This window comes from Pseudonocardia abyssalis (assembly GCF_019263705.2).
GTDB lineage: Bacteria > Actinomycetota > Actinomycetes > Mycobacteriales > Pseudonocardiaceae > Pseudonocardia > Pseudonocardia abyssalis.
The window spans coordinates 5,867,587-5,884,654 of record NZ_JADQDK010000001.1 but is presented as its reverse complement, the minus strand read 5'-3'; the positions used below and the strand labels follow the sequence as shown (position 1 = coordinate 5,884,654).

Here is a 17,068-nt window from a genome sequence, read left to right as displayed (position 1 = left end):
CAGTCGTCCGGCGTGGCTTCACCACGTGTAGCCGCGCCGGGCGAACGCCGCCCGCAGCTCGGCGTAGACCCGCGACATGCTGCGGAGGTCGTCCTTGTCCATCCGTACGACGATCCATCCGCGACGCTCCAACTCCTCCTGACGTGCCCTGTCCTGCTCACCCCGCCCGAGGTGGGGCTCGTAGCCGTCGTACTCCAGCGCGATTCGCAGGTCCGGCCAGGCCAGATCGATCCGGAAGACCTCTCGCCCGTCCTGGACGATCCGCCAGTTCACCTCCGGGATCGGAAACCCGTCCTCCAGCAGCCGGTACCGGACCCGGCTCTCCGGCGGGGACTCCGCCTCCGCCGACGCCAGCCCGAGCAGGACGCTCCCGCGGACGGTGCCCCGCGGATCCGCGCGGCGGCGCAGACGTGACCCGACCGCCGTCCGGAACCGCTCGTGGTCGGGCCGGGCCATCCGCAGCGCCTCGTCGGCGACGGCCAGCGCCCCCGGACCGTCCGGCGTGCAGAGCAGATCGGCGACGACGCGGTCCAGCGCGAGCACCCGGAGGCCGTCGATCTCCTCGACGTCGTCGGCGAAGGACCGGCCGTGGTGGACGACGAGTCCCGGGCGGCTGCGGAACTCGCGCCCGTACGGGATGCGGACGTGGGTGGTGGCGCGATCGACGGAGCGGCAGCCGTGCAGGTAGGCGGCGGTGGTGTCGACGAGCACCGATCCGTCGGCCGTAGCCAGCAGTGCAGCGGCGGCCCGCGTGCACGGGTCGAGGAACCGGGCCGACTCGACGAGCGTCACCGTCCACAGAGGACGGAGTGCACCGGATCGCAGGGCGACCTCGACGGATCTCCGCCCGATGGCGGCCGTCAGGTCCCGGCGACGGTACGCGCCGTGGAGACCGGGGATCGGGATGTCCATGACCCCGACGATGAGGCCGATCCGGGCACTCGCCACGACGAGTGGCGATCCTGTGGACAGCTGCGTGCCGATGTGGACAACTCACCGGACGTGATCGGCAAACTCGCCGGGCGGCAGCGGCAAACTCGCCGGGCGGCAGCGGCAAACTCGCGGGGTGGGGGGACAGCAGTGCGCCCCGACTCGCTGGGCGGGTCGGGGCGCGGTGCCTGTGCGGGTCAGTCCGTCGTCGTCAGGGCGTTCAGTGCGGTCTGGGCCAGGACCCGCACGCCGAAGGGGAGGGCGCGTTCGTCGAGGTCGAACGTGGGCTGGTGGATGTCGCGCATCGGGCCCTCGCCGGGCCACACGCCGAGCCGGGCCATCGCGCCGGGGACGTGCTCCAGGTACCAGGCGAAGTCCTCGCCACCGCTGGACTGCTCGGTGCCGACGGACGCCTCCGCACCCAGGACCGTGGCGGCGGCGTCGGCGAGCATGCCGGTGCTGGCCGACTCGTTCACGACCGGGGGAACGCCGCGGATGTGCTCCAGGACGTAGCCGACGCCGGTGGGGGCGAGGACCGCCGCCACCAGGGTGCGCATCTTGTCCTCGAGCTCGTTCCACGTGGCGTGGTCGGCGGTGCGCAGAGTGCCGCGCAGCAGACCGTGCTGGGGGATCGCGTTGGCCGCCTCGCCGGACTGCACCGCACCCCAGACCAGGACGGTGCCCGAGCGGGGGTCGACCTGGCGGCCGAGCAGCAGTGGCAGCTGCGTGATCAGCAGGCCGAGCGCCTCGACGAGGTCGGCGGTGAGGTGCGGGCGGGCCGTGTGGCCACCCGGCGACGTCAGCCGGATCTCCAGCAGGTCGCACGCCGAGGTGATCGGGCCGACGCGGGTGCCGAGCTTCCCGACCTCCAGGCGCGGGTCGCAGTGCAGCGCGAAGATCCGCTGCACTCCCTCCATCGCGCCGTCGGCGACCATGTCGAGCGCGCCGCCGGGCTGCACCTCCTCGGCCGGCTGGAAGATCAGCCGGACGCGGCCGGGCAGGTTCGGCGCGGATGCGAGCGCGAGGCCCGCCCCGAGGACGATCGCGGTGTGGGCGTCGTGGCCGCACGCGTGCATGGCGCCGTCGACGGTGGACGCGAACGGCAGGCCGGTGTCCTCCTGCAGCGGGAGGGCGTCGAGGTCGGCGCGCAGCGCGACGCAGCGGTCGCCGTAGCCGATGTCGCAGACCAGACCGGTGCCGCCGGGGAGCGTGCGGGGTTCGAGACCGGCGGCGAGGAGCTGCCGGGCGACGAGCGCGGTGGTGCGGTGCTCGGCGCGGCCGAGCTCGGGTACCGAGTGCAGGGTGCGGCGCCAGCCGACGACGTCGTCGGTGTGGGCGGCGAGCCAGCCGTCGAGCCAGGCCGGCCCGGTGCCCGTACCGAGGTCGACCACTGCGGGCGCGGTGGGCATGACCGGGGAGGATTCCAGCAAGGTCACTGCGCACCCCCGCTCCGGACGTGCATCTCTGCTCTGTCCTGCATCGGGCCATGGTGCTCACCCGGACGGCGGTGTACCAAGCGTAAATCGGTCACGTAGGGAAACGCTCGCCGAGGGGTCGCGGATCTGCTGCGGACGGGCGGGCGCCGCGCGACGAGCGGTGATCCACACCTACGACGAGCGGCTCCTTCGGCCGTTCGTCTCACCGCGGCACACTCCCTGGGGGTCATGCAGCGAGGAGTACCCCGTGCACCCGGGCGATACGCGGACGTCAGAATGAGCAGGTGACGACGCCGGATGACGGACAGCGCCGCATCGGCGGCCGGTACCTGCTGTCCGGCAAGATCGGCAGCGGCGCCATGGGCACGGTCTGGGCCGGCTACGACGAGGTCCTGCGCCGACGCGTCGCGGTGAAGGAGCTGCGGGTCCCGCACGGCGTCGGCGACCGCGAGGCGCTGGACATGCGCGAGCGGATCCTGCGCGAGGCGCGGGCCGTCGGCGGGCTGTCGCACCCCAACGTCATCACCGTGTTCGACGTGGTCGAGGCCGACGGCGAGCCCGTCGTCGTGCTGGAGCTCGTGCCCTCCCGCAACCTCGCGGAGATGATCTCCGATCACGGGGCCCTGTCCGTCGGTCAGGCCGCCGTCGTCGGTTACGCCACCGCGGGGGGTCTGCGGGCCGCGCACCGCGCGGGGATCACGCACCGTGACGTCAAGCCGGGCAACGTCCTCATCGCCGATGACGGCCGCGTCAAGCTCACCGACTTCGGCATCGCCCGCAACGTCGCCGACGCCCCGATGACGAGCGCGGGCCTCGTCCTCGGCTCCCCCGCCTACATCGCCCCCGAGGTCGCGGCCGGTCAGCCCGTCACGCCGGCCGCCGACCTGTGGGGCCTGGGCGCCACGCTGTTCGCCGCCGTGGAGGGCCGCCCGCCCTACGACGTCGGCGGAGACCCGGTGCAGACGATCACCGAGGTCGTCGACGGCGACGTGCCCCGCACGCGCAGCGGCGGCCCGGTGGCCGAGGTCATCGCGGCGCTGATGGTCAAGGACCCGGACGCCCGGATGCCGCTCGACGAGGTGCGCATCCGGCTGCGGCCCCTCATCTCCGACCCCGACGACCCGATGTACCCCGGCTCCCCCGACGCCCCGACGCTGGCCTCGTTCGTCACGCCGTCGGTCGAGCCGCCCCCCGACTACGCCCCCGAACGCAGCTCCGCGGTGCTGGAGGCCAGGACCCCGGCCGCCGCCCCGCTGGCCGCCGACCCCGGCCCGCTGCCCGGCCCGCCCGGACGCCCGCTGCCGTCGTGGCCGGAGCCGCTGCGGGCGGACCCCCAGCGCCCCGAGCCCCAGCGCCCCGAACCCCAGCGCCCCGAGCCCCAGCGCCCGCCCCGGCCGCGCGCGCTGCCGCCCACCCCGGCGGCCCCGGCGACGCCGCTGCAGGCCGTGGCGCTCGTCGTCGCGGGGGCGCTGGTCGTGCTGCTCGGCACGGCGGCGGGCTGGGCGATCACGCGGATGGTCGGCGGGCAGTCGCCGTTCGGGACGATCACGGTGACGTCGGCGGGCACCGCGCTCATCTCCCACCTCGACCCCCTCGGCTTCGACGCCGACGTGCCGGTCGGCTGGACCCAGTTCGCGCACGAGACCGTCGACGGCTCGCGCGCGGCGTCGTTCGTCAGCCCGGACGGCACCGAGGAGTTCACGGTGGAGCGGGCCGAGACCCGCGACGCGGCACTCGCCCGGCTCACGACCGACGCGCTGGGCGTCGACTCCGTCGACCAGACGCCGCTCCTCGACGACCGCCTGACCTACCGCACCGACCGCCACGGGCAGGAGCGAGCCACCTGGATGGCGCTGGTGCCCGCCGACGGCGACGCGGTGTGGGTGGCCCGGCTCACCGTCCCCGGCAACCGGGGCGAGGGCATCGCCGAGGCCCTGTTCGACGTGCTCATGGCCGGTTTCGCCACCGCCGGGCGCTGATCACGCGGCCCGTAGGCTGCGGGGCATGAGCGAGCGCCGACGAGCGAATCATCGACACAGCGCCCGGCGCGCAGCGCCGACCGAGCGCAGCGGGGGAGAGCGATGAGCGAGCACCAGAGCGCGGCGGCCGCACTGGCCGACGCCACCGGTGTGGCCACCCACGACGTGGCCGTGGTGCTGGGGTCGGGCTGGCGCCCGGCCGCCGACCTGATCGGCGAGGCCACCCACGAGATCCCGATGGCCGACCTCCCCGGCTTCCTCGCCCCCACCGTCGCGGGGCACGGGGGCACGGTGCGGTCGGTGCCGGTCGGCGGGCGGCGGGTGCTGGTACTGCTCGGCCGGACGCACTTCTACGAGGGCCACGGCGTCGACCCGGTCGTGCACGGCGTGCGCACCGCGGCGGCGGCCGGCTGCGGGACGGTCGTCCTGACGAACGCGGCGGGCGGCATCCGCGAGGGCATGGCCGTCGGTGACCCGGTCCTGATCTCCGACCACCTGAACATGACGGCGACCTCGCCGCTGCGCGGGGCGCAGTTCGTCGACCTCACCGACCTCTACTCCCCGCGGCTGCGAGCCCTCGCGCGGGAGATCGACCCCACGCTCACCGAGGGCGTGTACGCCGGGCTGACCGGCCCGCACTTCGAGACCCCCGCGGAGATCCGGATGTTCCGCGGGATGGGCGCCGACCTCGTCGGGATGTCGACGGTGCTGGAGGCGATCGCGGCGCGGGCGCTGGGCGTCGAGGTGTTCGGGCTGTCCCTGGTGACGAACCTGGCCGCGGGCCTGAGCGGCGCTCCGCTGGACCACCACGAGGTGCTGGAGGCGGGCGCCGCGGCGGCCGGACGGATGGGTGGGCTGCTGCGGGAGCTGGTGACGCGGTCGTGAGCGGTGACGCTTGCCCTGGCGAGCTCTTCCGCGCACCGGCATGAGGCCCGAGCTCCGGGACGCGGCGCTGCGCTGGATCGCCGACGACCCCGACCCCGCGACGCGCGCCGAGCTGCAACGCGTGCTGGCCGACGTCATGGCCGGCGGCCCGGACGACGAGCTGACCGACCGGATGGCGGGGATGCTGCGTTTCGGCACCGCCGGGCTGCGCGGGCCGGTGCGGGCGGGGCCCGCGGGGATGAACGTGGCCGTGGTGCGCCGGGCGACGGCCGGGCTCGCGGCCTGGCTGGCCCGCGACGGCTCCCGCGGCACGGTCGTCGTGGGGCGCGACGCGCGGCACGGGTCGGAGGCTTTCGCCGCGGCCACCGCCGACGTCCTCGCGGGCGCCGGGTTCAGCGTGCGCACCCTGCCCTCCCCGCTCCCGACGCCGGTTCTCGCGTTCGCCGTCCGGGAGCTGGGGGCGGTGGCCGGGGTGCAGATCACGGCGTCGCACAACCCGCCCGCCGACAACGGCTACAAGGTCTACCTCGCCGACGGCGCGCAGCTCGCTCCCCCGTCGGACGCGGAGATCGAGGCGGCGATCACGGCCGCCCCGGCCGCGGTGTCGGTGCCGACCGGCGGGGACGTGACCTCCGTCGACGTGACCGAGTCCTATCTGGACCGGGTCGGGCGGCTCCCCCGCGGCGCCGCCCGCACCCTGCGCGTCGCGCTCACCCCGATGCACGGCGTCGGTGGGGTCACCGCGGTGCACGCGCTGCACCGGGCCGGGTTCACCGACGTCCACGTCGTCGCGTCGCAGGCGGTGCCCGACCCCGACTTCCCGACCGTCGCCTTCCCCAACCCGGAGGAGCCCGGCGCGACCGGCGCCCTGCTCGCGCTGGCCGCCGAGGTGGACGCCGACCTCGCGGTCGCGCTGGACCCCGACGCCGACCGCTGCGCACTCGGCGTACCCGGCGACGGCGGCTGGCGCATGCTCACCGGCGACGAGACCGGCGTGCTGCTGGGCGACCACCTGCTGCGCACCGGCTCCTACGACGACCCGCTCGTCGCCACCACGGTCGTCTCGTCGTCGATGCTGCGGTCCGTCGCACAGTCCTACGGAGCACGCTTCGCCGAGACGCTCACCGGCTTCAAGTGGATCGTGCGCGGCGGGCCCGGTCTGGTGTTCGGCTATGAGGAGGCGCTCGGTTACTGCGTCGATCCCGGGGCCGTCAACGACAAGGACGGGATCGCGGCGGCCACGGTGGCGTGCGACCTGGCCGCGTCCCTCGCGGAGTCGGGGAAGACCGTCCAGGACCGGCTCGACGACCTGTCGGCGCAGCACGGCGTGCACCTCACCCGCGGCATCTCCGTGCGGATGGAGCCCGGCCCGCGCGACGCCGCCGTGGCCCGGCTGCGCGACTCGCCGCCGGACGGCTGGGCCGTCACCCGCCCCGCCCCCGACGTGCTGGTGCTGCGTCGCGACGGCGAGCGGCTGGTGATCCGGCCGTCGGGCACGGAACCGAAGCTCAAGGCGTACCTGGAGGTGGTGGAGCACGGTGACCGGGCGCGCGGGCAGGCCCGGCTCGACGCGCTCGCCGCCGCCGCCGCCGAACTGCTGGAGGACCGATGACGGTCGGGCTCGCGCCCGGGTCCGGGCCCTACGGCGTCACGGCCACCGCGGACGCGGTCCGGGTGAGGCTCGTGCACGCCGACACCGTCGCCCGGGTGCCCGTGGATCCCGACGGACGCACCGGCCCGCCGCAGGCGACCGACCTCGCCGCCCCGGACTGCAGCCCCTCCGTCCTGTGCGCGACCCCGGACGGCGCGGTGTGGGTGGCGCTGGAGTCCGGGACCCTCGCGCGGGTCTCCTCGTGACCAGGCTGCTCGTCGTCCACCACACGCCCTCGCCCGCCACGGCCGAACTGCTCGACGCCGTGGTGCGCGGGGCGGAGGACCCGGAGATCACCGGCGTCGAGGTGGTGCGGCGCGCTGCCCTCGCGGCCACGGCGTCCGACCTGCTCGCCGCCGACGCCGTCGTCCTCGGCACCCCGGCGAACATCGGGTACATGTCCGGGGCCCTCAAGCACTTCTTCGACACCGTCTACTACGTCTGCGCCGACGACACCCGTGGCCTCCCGTTCGGCCTCTACGTGCACGGGAACCTCGGCGTCGAGGGGGCGGTGCGGTCGGTGGAGACCGTCACCTCCGGGCTGGGCTGGTCGCGGACCGCCGCCCACGTCGTCGTCACCGGGGCGCCGGGTCCGTCCGATCTGGACGCCTGCACGGAGCTGGGCGGCACCCTCGCCGCGACGATCGAGCCCGGCGGCTGAGCACCTCCGCCGCTACTGTGCCGCGGTGCCCCGCCCGAAGGTCCACGACGCGGCCCTGCGGGAGCGCCTGCTCGACCGCGCGGGCACGCTGCTCTCCGGCGGCGGTCCCGGCGCACTGAGCCTGCGGACGCTGGCGCAGGACTGCGGGACGTCCACCACCGCGGTCTACGCGCTGTTCGGCGGCAAGCCCGCGCTGCTCGACGTCCTGCACGCGCGCGCCGTGCACGGCCTCGCCCAACGCCTCGACGCGGTCGAACCGGCCGCCGATCCGGTGGAGCACCTGAGCCGGCTCGCCCACGCCTACCGCGAGGTCGCGCTCGGCGACCCGCACCTGCACGGCTCCACCCTGACCACGGCGGTCCTGCCGTCCTTCGCCCACACCGTGCGGCGCGCGATGGCGGCGAGGGCCCTGCGCACCGACGCCGACCCGTCGACGGTGGCCCTCGCGGTGCAGGCGCTCGTGCACGGTCTGGTCGACCTCGAGCGCCACGGGCTCGCCGCGGCGGGCGGTTTCCCCGCCGCCCTGCACGCCGCGCTGGACGGCTGGCTGCGCGCGGACCGGTGAGGCTGCGGCCCGGCCGTGCAGCACAGCCATTCGGGGCAGGGCGGGGCGGGGCGGGCCGGGCGCGGGTTACGGCACCGCGCCGAACTGCCGGTCCCCCGCGTCCCCCAGCCCCGGGACGATGTACGCCGAGTCGTTGAGCCGCTCGTCGATGCTGCCGGTGACGACGCGGACCGGCAGGCCGCTGCCCTCCAGGCGCGCGATGCCCTCCGGGGCGGCGAGCACGCAGATCGCCGTCACGTCGGTGGCCCCGCGCTCGGTCAGCATGCGGATCGTGTGCTCCATCGAGCCGCCGGTGGCGAGCATCGGGTCGAGGACGAACACGGGCCGGCCGGCGAGCGACTCGGGCAGCGACTCCATGTACGGCACCGGCTGGTGGGTCTGCTCGTCCCGGGCCAGCCCGACGAAGCCCATCTGCGCCTCGGGCATCAGCGCCTGCGCGGCGTCGACCATCCCCAGCCCGGCGCGCAGGACCGGCACCAGCAGCGGCGGACTGGCGAGGCGGTAACCGGTGGTGCGGGCGACGGGGGTGTGCAGCGGGGAGGTGGCGACGGGGGCGTCGCGGGTGGCCTCGTAGATCAGCATCAGGGTGAGGTCGCGCAGCGCCGCACGGAACGTCGCGTTGTCGGTGCGCGCGTCCCGCATGGTGGAGAGGCGGGCGAGGGCCAGCGGGTGGTCGACGACGCGGACATCCATGCCGCAGAGGCTAGCCATCACCGCGGACGTCGTACGCGGCCCGGGCTGCCGCGACCTCGTTCCGGTGCACCTCGGTCCACGTGACGAGGGCCTGGATCGTGACGTGCAGCGCGGACCCGAGCGGGGTGGGTGCGTGGTCGACGCGCGGCGGCACCACCGCGTGCCCGGTGCGGCCGACGAGCCGTCGCGCTCGAGCCGGCGCAGCGCCTGCCACGGTGGGCATCCGCCGGCTGGTGCCGTCGGTCTCCCGGCGCAGCTCGGTGGAGCGTGCTGGGCGCGGCGCCGCTCGGGCTGGTCCTCACCGCGTCCGGCCGACGAGCGTGAGCACCGCCGCGGCCAGCTCCGGCCCGGCGTCCTCCTGCAGGAAGTGCCCGGCCCCGACGATCGTGGGGTGCTCCCGGCCGGCCGCACCGGGCATCTCCGCGCGCAGCACCGGCTCCATCGCCGCGGTGATCGGGTCACCGTCGCTGAACGCGCACAGGAACGGCAGGTCGAGCCCGCGCAGCACGGCCCACGCGGCGCGGTTGGCCTCCGTCGACGGGTCGTCGGGCCGGGTCGGGACGAGCAGCGGCATCGCCCGCGGGCCCGCCTTGTACGACTCGTCGGGGAACGGGGCGTCGTAGGCCGCGCGCACGTCGTCGGTGAACGGGGTGCGGCAGCCCGACTGCACCAGCCGCGCGACGTCGAGCTCCCGCGCCTTCTCCACCGCGCGCCGGAACCCCCACCAGACCTCGGGCATGTCGACGTCACCGGTGGGCAGGCCGGTGTTCGCGGCGACGACACCGGCGAACCGCGCGGGGTGCTCGGCCACCAGCCGCAGCCCGATCAGCCCGCCCCAGTCCTGCCCGACGAGCGTGACGCCGTGCAGGTCGAGCACGTCGAACACCAGCGCCCGGACCCACTCGACGTGCCGCGCGTAGCCGTGGTCGGCGATCTCCGCGGGCTTGTCGGAGCGGCCGAACCCGACGAGGTCGGGCGCGATCACCCGCAGCCCGGCGGCGACCAGCGGCGGGATCGTCGTGCGGTAGAGGAACGACCAGCTCGGCTCACCGTGCAGGAGCAGCACCACCGGGCCGTCGGCGGGGCCGTCCTCGACCCACGCCATCCGCAGCGCACCCCCGTCGCCGTCGGGCACGTCGGCGTACCGCGGCTCGTGGGCGAAGTCGGGCAGGTCGGCGAAGCGCGATTCGGGGGTGCGGAGGAGGCGCATGTCCGCGATCCTGCACCCGTGCTGATCCGTGACGCGACCCCGGACGACTGGGACGCGATCTGGCCGTTCCTGCGCGAGATCGTGGCCGCGGGCGAGACCTACACCCTCCCCCGCGACATCACCGAGGACCGCGCCCGCGCGGTGTGGATGCTGACGCCGCCGAGCGCCACCTTCGTCGCGGTCGACGACGACGGCACGGTGCTCGGCAGCGCCAAGGCCGGCCCCAACCAGCTCGGGCCGGGCTCGCACGTGGGGACGGGCAGCTTCATGGTCGACCCGGCGATCGCGCGCCGCGGCGTGGGCCGGGCGCTGGGCGAGCACGTGATCGCCTGGTCGGCGGCGCAGGGGTTCCGGGCCATCCAGTTCAACGCGGTCGTGGAGACCAACACGCGGGCACTCGCGCTGTGGCACTCACTGGGGTTCGCGACCGTCGGGGTGGTGCCGGGGGCGTTCGCCCATCCCGAGCACGGCGACGTGGGCCTGACCGTCATGCACCGGCCTCTCGACGGCCCCGCGGCGGTCCAGCGTCGCCCGCCCGCCGGCCTCCCCCGGACGGGACGGTGACGCACCCGCACCGGGACCTCGTCGGGATCGGCGCACCGCTGCGGGGCGGACCCGCAACCGCGGGCGCCGTGCTCGTCAGGGGGTGGCCGCCGCCCGGCCCAGGACGCAGAACTCGTTGCCGGAGGGATCGGCGAACCTCTGCCACGGATGGTCACCCGAGGCGGTGAGCGGCGTGGCCCCCCACCCGGCGACGCGCACCGCGACGTCGCCACCCCCGGCGTCGGGCCGGACCTCGAGGTGCAGGCGGCTCTTCCCGCGCCGCGGCCCGGGCTCGGGCCAGAGCCCGAGGAGGGCCCGAGGCCGGCGGTGTGGCGCAGCGTCACCGCCCCGGACCGCCCCGCCCACGGCACCCAGCCGGCGATCCCGGCCCGGAGCACGGCGTCGCGGTCGGGGTCGGGGCTGTCGAGGGGCGGTGCGGCGACCGGTCCGGTGTCGAGCTCGTCGGTACCGGCGGCGGGTACCACCACGTACGGTGACCGCACCGAGGGACCGCCCGCCCCGGTCCGCGGTGGCGCCGGTGCGCCGAGGGAGGGCCGATGACCGACCCCGTCCCGCCCGACGCCCCCCGAGCCCCCCGATCCCCCCGATCCCCCCGATCCCCGTGGTCCCGTGCGGTCCGCGACCTCGTCGCCGCCATGACCCTGGAGGAGAAGGCCGCCCAGACCAGCGCGACGGTGCTGCCCGCCACCGACGACGGCGCCGCTCCCGTCCCGGGCATCGGCATCGTCTACGTCCCCACCTCCACCCCGGACGCCCCCGCCCGCCTCGCCGCGTTCCGCGAAGCCGGCGCCGCGGGCGACCGGTTGGGGATCCCGGTGCTCCCGCTGGCGCTGGGCCCCGACCACGACCGGCCGTTCCTGCCGCCGCTGGGCCGGGTCGCCACGTGGGACCTGCGCCTGGCCGAGCGGATGGCCGCGTCCACCGCTCGCGCGCTGCGGGCCGCAGGCCTCTTCGGCCACCTCGTGCCCGCCGGGTCCGGCGCCGACCGCGGCACCGACGCGTCCGGGCCGCCCGCAGTGTCCGACCCGGTGCTGGCGGCCACCTTCGCCGCCGCGCGCGTCCACGGCGCGCAGGGCCGGACGGCGGGCCGGACCCACCTCATCGACGAGCACCACGTCGCCGTCATCGCCCCGCTCGGGGTCTGGCCCGACGGGCACTGGCACGAACGCGTGCTGCGCACCCACCTGCTGGCCGCCGCCGAGGCCGCGGTGCGGGCGGGGGCCGCCGCGGTGGTGCCGTCGCCCGCGAGCAACGCCGGGGTGCCCACGCACACCGACGTGTGGCTGCTGCGCGACGTCCTGCGCCGTGAGTGGCACTTCGGCGGCTCGGTGCTCGCCCACCCCGGGGCCGTCGGCGCGCTGGAGACGGCCTACCGCATCGCGGACGGTCCCGACCAGGCCGTCGCGCTGGCGATGGAGGCGGGCGTCGACGTCGTCGGCGGGGCGCAGGTGGAGCGGCTCGTCGCGCTGGTGTGCAGCGGGGCGCTGTCGTCGTGGCTGCTCGACGACGCCGTCGCCGCCGTGCTGACGGTGAAGTCGCGGCTCGGCCTGGTCGCACCCGCACCCGCGACCGCGCCGTCCGGCGCGGACGACGACGAGGTCGGCCCCGCTGAGGAGACGGCGGCCCGGGTCGCGCGCACGGCGTTCACCCGGTCGCTGGTCCTGCTCGCCGACCCGAACGCCGTCCTGCCGCTGCGGACGCCCCGCATCGTCGACGTCGTGCCGGGCACGGCCGACTCGCCCGACGCGGCCGGGCTGGCCCGCGCGCTCGACGCGGTACTGACCCGGAGCCTGGTGCGCGACGGCCGGGCCCCGTGGCCCGAACCGGGCGACGTCGTCGTGGTGGTCTCCGCCCGGCCCGAGGACGCCGTGCGGGTCGCGGAGGGCGCGGTCGCCGCCGGGCGGCGCTGCATCGTCGTCGTCACCGGGGACCGCGTCCACACCCTCGCGGCGCTCGCCGCGACCACCGCCACCGTGCTCGTCTGCTGGCGCCCCCTCGGCGAGCACGCCCGGCTCCTCGCCGACGTGCTCACCGGGCGCGCCGAGCCCGCGGGCCGCCTCCCGCTGGCCCTGCCCGGCCCGGCGGGGGGCACCGCCCCCGTCTTCCCGCTGGGCCACGGCACCGGCTACACGTCGTTCGAGTACTCGCGGCTGGCCGTCACCCCGGCCGTGCTCGACGGCGGCGACGTCGTCCGCGTGCGCTGCTCGGTCACCAACACCGGGCAGCGCCGCGGCCGCGAGGTGGTGCAGGTCTACCTGGCCAACCCGACCGGGCGGACGGTCGTCACGCCGGAGGTCTCGCTCGCCGCCTTCTCCACCGTCGAGGTCGCCGCGGGGCAGACCCTTCCGGTGACGATCCGGCTGCCGCTGGCGCGACTGGCCGTCTGGAACCGCACGATGCACCACATCCTCGAACCCGGCACCGTCGACGTGCTGGTGGGCCGCTCGGCCGTCGACATCCGGCTGCGCGGCACGGTGACGGTCGCGGCGCACCCGTCGCGCAGGCAGCCCTGACCCCGGGCCCCGGCTACTGCAGCGGGAACGGCGGCTGCCACCACGACGGCTCGTCGACGACCTCGACGGCCACCACCCACTTCACCCACCAGAACCCGCGCCGCCCGGGCGCGACCAGCCGCACCGGAGCGCCGTGCCCCGCGGAGAGAAGCCGCCCGGCCAGGTGCGTGGCGAGCAGCAGCGACCCGGCCTCCGACGCCGGGAAGCGCCGGCGGTACCCGGTGGCCGACACGACGTCGATCGACGCGGACGCCGGGAGCCCCAGCGCGGAGACCGACACGCCACGCCACTGCTGCTCGGAGTACCAGCCGCCGGTGCAGTCGAGGACTGCGCGGACCGACGTCGACGGCAGGGCCGCGAGATCGACCTCCCCGCCGGGCGTGCGCAGCGGGCGGTCGGGCAGGCGCGGCACCGGGTCGAACATCCACTGCGTGACGGGGACGGTCGTGACCTCGTGCGACCCGGTCTCGCGGCGGTCCCGCCCCGGCGCGACGAACCAGAGCAGCGCCGAGCCCGCGACGACCCCGGTGCCCAGCAGCGCGCGTCGGCGGTCGAGGTCGGTGCGACGCAGCAGGGGCCGCCTGCGGTGCACCCGCAGGTGCGCCACCAGCAGCACGACGACCCCGACCGCGGCGCCGACGTGGATCTGCATCGGCAGCAGCCCGAGCACGACCGGGTCCCAGCCCCACAGCGCGTGCAGGACCCCGCTGCCGACCGCCAGGCCCACGAGCACCACGAACATCCAGCCGATCACCTTGCGCGACCGTCCGGGCCGGCGCAGCCCCCGACGGGCGATGCGCGACTTGGCCGGGACGAGCACCAGCAGGCCGAGTCCGGACACCCCGTGGACACCCGTGGTCCACCGGGCGGACCCCGGATCCCCCGTGGCGAAGGCGAGCACACCCGTGGCCGTGGTCGTCACCAGGAGTATCAGGATGGTGACGTTGACGGCACGGCTCGCCCGGTTCATGCGCCCCCTGTCGTGGATCCGGCACGATCGGTGATCGACTTCGACATTCACCCTGACCCGAACGGGTGGTACGTCGCAAAGACTGTCACGCCGGAGGCCCTTCCGACGCTGTACTACATGACTAGGAGGTGATCCGGTGCCGGAGAACACGACTTCCGACGAGGCGACGCTGGTCGCAGCGGCCGAGAAGCTCACACAGTGCGACGGATACGTGGTGCTCGCTGTGGACCCCCAGACCGGGGAGGTCGACGCCCACGGGCCGTTCGACGGATTGACGGCCACGATCAAGGCCGACCAACTCCGCCGCGATTTCGACCGCGGTGGCCTGGAGGACGTCACGGTCGGCGTCGTCCGTCTGCACAGCTCCACCTGAGACACCGCCCCGCCCGCATCACCACACACGCCCGCCGCCACTCCTGTGCGGCGGGCGTGGTGTGTCCGGGGTCTGCGGTCCCGATCGCGCGGTCCCGATCGCGCGGTCCCGATCGCGCGGTCCCGATCGCGCCTAGACTCCCCGCGTGACGACGACCGTTCCGGCCCCGCGGGCCTCGCTGGATCTGGCCGACGCCGTGCGTGACGACGGGTCGCTGCGCCGGTTCCTGCGCGGCCTGCCCGGCGTCGACCAGGTGGGCCTCGAACGCCGCTCGGCGACGCTGGCCACCCGCAGCATCAAGAAGGAATCCAAGCTCCAGGCGCTCGACATGGCGATCTCGATGATCGACCTGACGACGCTGGAGGGCTCCGACACCCCGGGCAAGGTCCGTTCCCTGTGCGTCCAGGCGCGCCGCCCGGACCCCGACCATCCCGACGTGCCGCCGGTCGCGGCCGTCTGCGTCTACCCCGACCTCGCCGGCACGGCCGTCGACGCCCTGCGCGGGTCGGACGTCGCCGTCGCCGCGGTCGCCACCGCGTTCCCGGCCGGGCGCTCGTCGCGCGCGGTGAAGCTCGCCGACACCGCCCTCGCCGTCGACGCGGGTGCGTCCGAGATCGACATGGTGATCGACCGCGGCGCCTGGCTGACCGGCCGCTACGGCCAGGTGTACGACGAGATCGTCGCGGTGAAGGCCGCCTGCGGGTCCGCCCACCTCAAGGTCATCCTGGAGACCGGCGAGCTCGCCGGCTACGACGACGTGCGCCGCGCGTCCTGGCTCGCCCTGCTCGCGGGCGCCGACGTCATCAAGACCTCCACCGGCAAGATCTCCCCCGCGGCCACGCTGCCGGTCGTGCAGGTGATGCTGCACGCCGTCCGCGACTGGCACCGGGCCACCGGCGAGCTGCGCGGGGTCAAGGCCGCGGGCGGGATCCGCACGAGCAAGGACGCGATCCGGCACCTGGTGGCGGTCAACGAGGTCGCCGGACCGCAGTGGCTGACGCCGGACCTGTTCCGGTTCGGCGCGTCGTCGCTGCTCACCGACCTGCTCCGGCAACGCCGCACCCAGGCGCTCGGACACTACGAGAACACCGACCGGATCGGCACGGCCTGATGACCACCTGGGACTACGCCCCCGCGCCCGAGTCCGCGGCGCTCGCGAACCTACAGCCCTCCTACCGGCCCTTCGTCGACGGCGCGTTCGTCGACGGGGGCGGCCAGGCGCTCACGACCGTCAACCCGGCGACCGAGGAGGTGCTCGCCGAGGTCGGTACGGCGTCGGCCCAGGACGTCGACCGGGCCGTCGCCGCCGCCCGTCGGGCGTTCGAGAAGACCTGGGGCCCGATGCCGGGCGCCGAGCGGGCCAAGTACCTCTACCGGATCGCCCGGATCGTCGCCGAGCGCTCCCGCGAGCTGGCCGTGCTGGAGACGCTCGACAACGGCAAGCCGATCCGCGAGTCCCGCGACGTCGACGTGCCCACCGCGTCCGCGCACCTGTTCCACCACGCCGGCTGGGCCGACAAGCTCGGCTACGCCGGGCTGGGCCCCGACCCGAAGCCGGTCGGCGTCGTCGGCGCGGTCATCCCGTGGAACTTCCCGCTGCTGATGGCCGCCTGGAAGATCGCCCCCGCGCTCGCGTGCGGCAACACGATCGTCCTCAAGCCCGCCGAGACCACCCCGCTCACCGCACTGGTCCTCGCGGAGATCGCCGCCGAGGCCGGGCTGCCCGCGGGGGTGCTCAACGTGCTGCCCGGGGCGGGCGACGTCGGCGCGGCGCTCGTCGGGCACGCCGGGCTCGACAAGGTGGCGTTCACCGGCTCCACCGACGTCGGCAAGGAGATCCAGCGGACGCTCGCGGGCACCGGTCGCCGCCTCACCCTGGAGCTCGGCGGCAAGGCGGCCAACATCGTCTACGACGACGCCGCGATCGACCAGGCCGTCGAGGGCGTCGTCGACGGGATCTTCTTCAACCAGGGCCACGTCTGCTGCGCCGGGTCGCGGCTGCTGGTGCAGGAGTCGATCGCCGAGGAGTTCTCCGAGCTGCTGCTGCGCCGGATCGAGACGCTGCGCGTCGGCGATCCGCTGGACAAGAACACCGATGTCGGCGCGATCAACTCCCGCGCCCAGCTGGAGCGGATCGTCGACCTCGCCGCGGCGGGCGACGCCGAGGGCGCGGTGCGCTGGACCAGCGCCTGCCCGCTCCCCGAGCGCGGGCTGTACTTCCCGCCCACCGTGTTCTCCGGCGTCGAGCAGACGATGCGGGTGGCCCGGGAGGAGATCTTCGGCCCGGTGCTCTCGGTCCTCACGTTCCGCACCCCGGAGGAGGCCGTCGCGAAGGCCAACAACACGCCGTACGGCCTGTCGGCGGGGATCTGGACGGAGAAGGGGGCGAAGGCGATGTGGACCGCGCAGCGCCTGCGCGCCGGGGTGGTCTGGACCAACACCTTCAACCGCTTCGACCCCGCCTCCCCCTTCGGGGGCTACCGGGAGTCCGGCTTCGGTCGTGAGGGCGGACGCGCGGGCCTGGAGGCCTACCTCTCCGCCTGACGCCGACACCGCCCCCCGCGGATCAGCACGGGCGAGCTCCGGTTCGAGCCGAACAGGCGGACGCCGCCACGCGTCGAGGGCCGCAAGGTCCGCG

General features: G+C 75.5%; 17 protein-coding genes and 1 pseudogene. 11 read left to right on the top strand and 7 right to left on the bottom strand.

The genetic code is table 11. The annotated features are described in order from the left end of the window. Window positions 1-18: 18 nt before the first annotated feature. Entirely contained in the window at window positions 19-912 is an 894-nt protein-coding gene (locus I4I81_RS29030; RefSeq protein ID WP_218606000.1) for a hypothetical protein, read from the bottom strand. A gap of 215 nt (window positions 913-1,127) precedes the next feature. Next, window positions 1,128-2,339: an amidohydrolase gene (locus I4I81_RS29025; RefSeq protein WP_218605999.1), complete on the bottom strand. Its 1,212-nt coding sequence runs from the start codon at window positions 2,337-2,339 to the stop codon at window positions 1,128-1,130. A 311-nt stretch (window positions 2,340-2,650) separates the two neighbouring features. Between I4I81_RS29025 and I4I81_RS29020 the strand changes: the two genes are divergently transcribed. The 6 genes from I4I81_RS29020 (at window position 2,651) to I4I81_RS28995 (ending at window position 8,107) form a co-directional block, all read left to right on the top strand. Next, complete coding sequence (locus I4I81_RS29020) at window positions 2,651-4,345, top strand: serine/threonine-protein kinase (protein ID WP_226363621.1); 1,695 nt, start codon at window positions 2,651-2,653, stop codon at window positions 4,343-4,345. A 102-nt stretch (window positions 4,346-4,447) separates the two neighbouring features. After that, on the top strand, window positions 4,448-5,230 hold the full coding sequence (locus I4I81_RS29015; RefSeq protein WP_218605817.1) for a purine-nucleoside phosphorylase: 783 nt from the start codon (window positions 4,448-4,450) through the stop codon (window positions 5,228-5,230). Between the two features lie 40 nt (window positions 5,231-5,270). Then, window positions 5,271-6,842 carry a phospho-sugar mutase gene (locus I4I81_RS29010; protein WP_218605818.1) on the top strand — a complete coding sequence of 524 codons (1,572 nt, stop codon included), beginning with the start codon at window positions 5,271-5,273 and terminating at the stop codon, window positions 6,840-6,842. Further along, a complete protein-coding gene (locus I4I81_RS29005) occupies window positions 6,839-7,087 on the top strand; it encodes an NHL repeat-containing protein (protein ID WP_218605819.1) in 249 nt (82 codons plus the stop codon). The genes I4I81_RS29010 and I4I81_RS29005 overlap by 4 nt, the downstream gene beginning before the upstream one ends. Continuing rightward, a complete protein-coding gene (locus tag I4I81_RS29000) occupies window positions 7,084-7,542 on the top strand; it encodes a flavodoxin family protein (protein ID WP_218605820.1) in 459 nt (152 codons plus the stop codon). The genes I4I81_RS29005 and I4I81_RS29000 overlap by 4 nt, the downstream gene beginning before the upstream one ends. Before the next feature lie 25 nt (window positions 7,543-7,567). Further along, window positions 7,568-8,107: a TetR/AcrR family transcriptional regulator gene (locus I4I81_RS28995; RefSeq protein ID WP_218616471.1), complete on the top strand. Its 540-nt coding sequence runs from the start codon at window positions 7,568-7,570 to the stop codon at window positions 8,105-8,107. A gap of 66 nt (window positions 8,108-8,173) precedes the next feature. Here the strand turns inward: I4I81_RS28995 and upp are convergent, their stop codons facing one another. From upp to I4I81_RS28980, 3 genes and pseudogenes are all read right to left on the bottom strand, one after another. Beyond that, the gene (gene upp / locus I4I81_RS28990) at window positions 8,174-8,800 is read right to left on the bottom strand and encodes a uracil phosphoribosyltransferase (RefSeq protein WP_218616470.1); all 627 of its coding nucleotides are present in this window, start codon (window positions 8,798-8,800) and stop codon (window positions 8,174-8,176) included. A gap of 10 nt (window positions 8,801-8,810) precedes the next feature. After that, window positions 8,811-9,062, bottom strand: a pseudogene (locus tag I4I81_RS28985) (winged helix-turn-helix transcriptional regulator); the annotation flags it as partial. 36 nt (window positions 9,063-9,098) lie between these two features. Further along, window positions 9,099-10,010, bottom strand: coding sequence for a haloalkane dehalogenase (locus I4I81_RS28980; protein WP_218606346.1), 912 nt, complete (start codon window positions 10,008-10,010; stop codon window positions 9,099-9,101). 18 nt (window positions 10,011-10,028) lie between these two features. Here I4I81_RS28980 and I4I81_RS28975 point away from each other — a divergent pair, with 18 nt between their 5' ends. Then, window positions 10,029-10,574, top strand: a complete 546-nt coding sequence (locus I4I81_RS28975; RefSeq protein WP_218606345.1) for a GNAT family N-acetyltransferase — start codon at window positions 10,029-10,031, stop codon at window positions 10,572-10,574. 75 nt (window positions 10,575-10,649) lie between these two features. Here the strand turns inward: I4I81_RS28975 and I4I81_RS28970 are convergent, their stop codons facing one another. After that, window positions 10,650-10,919 (bottom strand): VOC family protein, encoded by a 270-nt coding sequence (locus tag I4I81_RS28970; RefSeq protein ID WP_218616469.1) that lies wholly within the window; start codon window positions 10,917-10,919, stop codon window positions 10,650-10,652. A 191-nt stretch (window positions 10,920-11,110) separates the two neighbouring features. Here I4I81_RS28970 and I4I81_RS28965 point away from each other — a divergent pair, with 191 nt between their 5' ends. Continuing rightward, window positions 11,111-13,087, top strand: coding sequence for a fibronectin type III-like domain-contianing protein (locus I4I81_RS28965; RefSeq protein ID WP_218616468.1), 1,977 nt, complete (start codon window positions 11,111-11,113; stop codon window positions 13,085-13,087). Window positions 13,088-13,100: 13 nt separating this feature from the next. On the opposite strand, the gene I4I81_RS28960 is transcribed toward I4I81_RS28965, so the two are convergent. After that, on the bottom strand, window positions 13,101-14,009 hold the full coding sequence (locus tag I4I81_RS28960) for a molybdopterin-dependent oxidoreductase (RefSeq protein WP_218604249.1): 909 nt from the start codon (window positions 14,007-14,009) through the stop codon (window positions 13,101-13,103). Window positions 14,010-14,193: 184 nt separating this feature from the next. Between I4I81_RS28960 and I4I81_RS28955 the strand changes: the two genes are divergently transcribed. The 3 genes from I4I81_RS28955 to I4I81_RS28945 all read left to right on the top strand — a co-directional run bounded on the left by I4I81_RS28955 (window position 14,194) and on the right by I4I81_RS28945 (window position 16,974). Beyond that, on the top strand, window positions 14,194-14,430 hold the full coding sequence (locus I4I81_RS28955; protein ID WP_141279019.1) for a hypothetical protein: 237 nt from the start codon (window positions 14,194-14,196) through the stop codon (window positions 14,428-14,430). A 145-nt stretch (window positions 14,431-14,575) separates the two neighbouring features. Beyond that, a complete protein-coding gene (deoC, locus tag I4I81_RS28950; protein WP_218604248.1) occupies window positions 14,576-15,541 on the top strand; it encodes a deoxyribose-phosphate aldolase in 966 nt (321 codons plus the stop codon). Next, window positions 15,541-16,974, top strand: coding sequence for an aldehyde dehydrogenase family protein (locus I4I81_RS28945; protein ID WP_218604247.1), 1,434 nt, complete (start codon window positions 15,541-15,543; stop codon window positions 16,972-16,974). Before deoC ends, I4I81_RS28945 begins: the two co-directional genes overlap by 1 nt. Window positions 16,975-17,068: the final 94 nt, after the last annotated feature.

Excerpts from the sequence above, each read along its gene's own strand:
- I4I81_RS29030 (WP_218606000.1), bottom strand. The coding sequence starts at position 912 with ATGGACATCCCGATCCCCGGTCTCCACGGCGCGTACCGTCGCCGGGAC.
- I4I81_RS29025 (WP_218605999.1), bottom strand. The coding sequence starts at position 2,339 with ATGCCCACCGCGCCCGCAGTGGTCGACCTCGGTACGGGCACCGGGCCG.
- I4I81_RS29015 (WP_218605817.1), top strand. The coding sequence starts at position 4,448 with ATGAGCGAGCACCAGAGCGCGGCGGCCGCACTGGCCGACGCCACCGGT.
- I4I81_RS29010 (WP_218605818.1), top strand. The coding sequence starts at position 5,271 with ATGAGGCCCGAGCTCCGGGACGCGGCGCTGCGCTGGATCGCCGACGAC.
- I4I81_RS29005 (WP_218605819.1), top strand. The coding sequence starts at position 6,839 with ATGACGGTCGGGCTCGCGCCCGGGTCCGGGCCCTACGGCGTCACGGCC.
- upp (WP_218616470.1), bottom strand. The coding sequence starts at position 8,800 with ATGGATGTCCGCGTCGTCGACCACCCGCTGGCCCTCGCCCGCCTCTCC.
- I4I81_RS28980 (WP_218606346.1), bottom strand. The coding sequence starts at position 10,010 with ATGCGCCTCCTCCGCACCCCCGAATCGCGCTTCGCCGACCTGCCCGAC.
- I4I81_RS28965 (WP_218616468.1), top strand. The coding sequence starts at position 11,111 with ATGACCGACCCCGTCCCGCCCGACGCCCCCCGAGCCCCCCGATCCCCC.
- I4I81_RS28945 (WP_218604247.1), top strand. The coding sequence starts at position 15,541 with ATGACCACCTGGGACTACGCCCCCGCGCCCGAGTCCGCGGCGCTCGCG.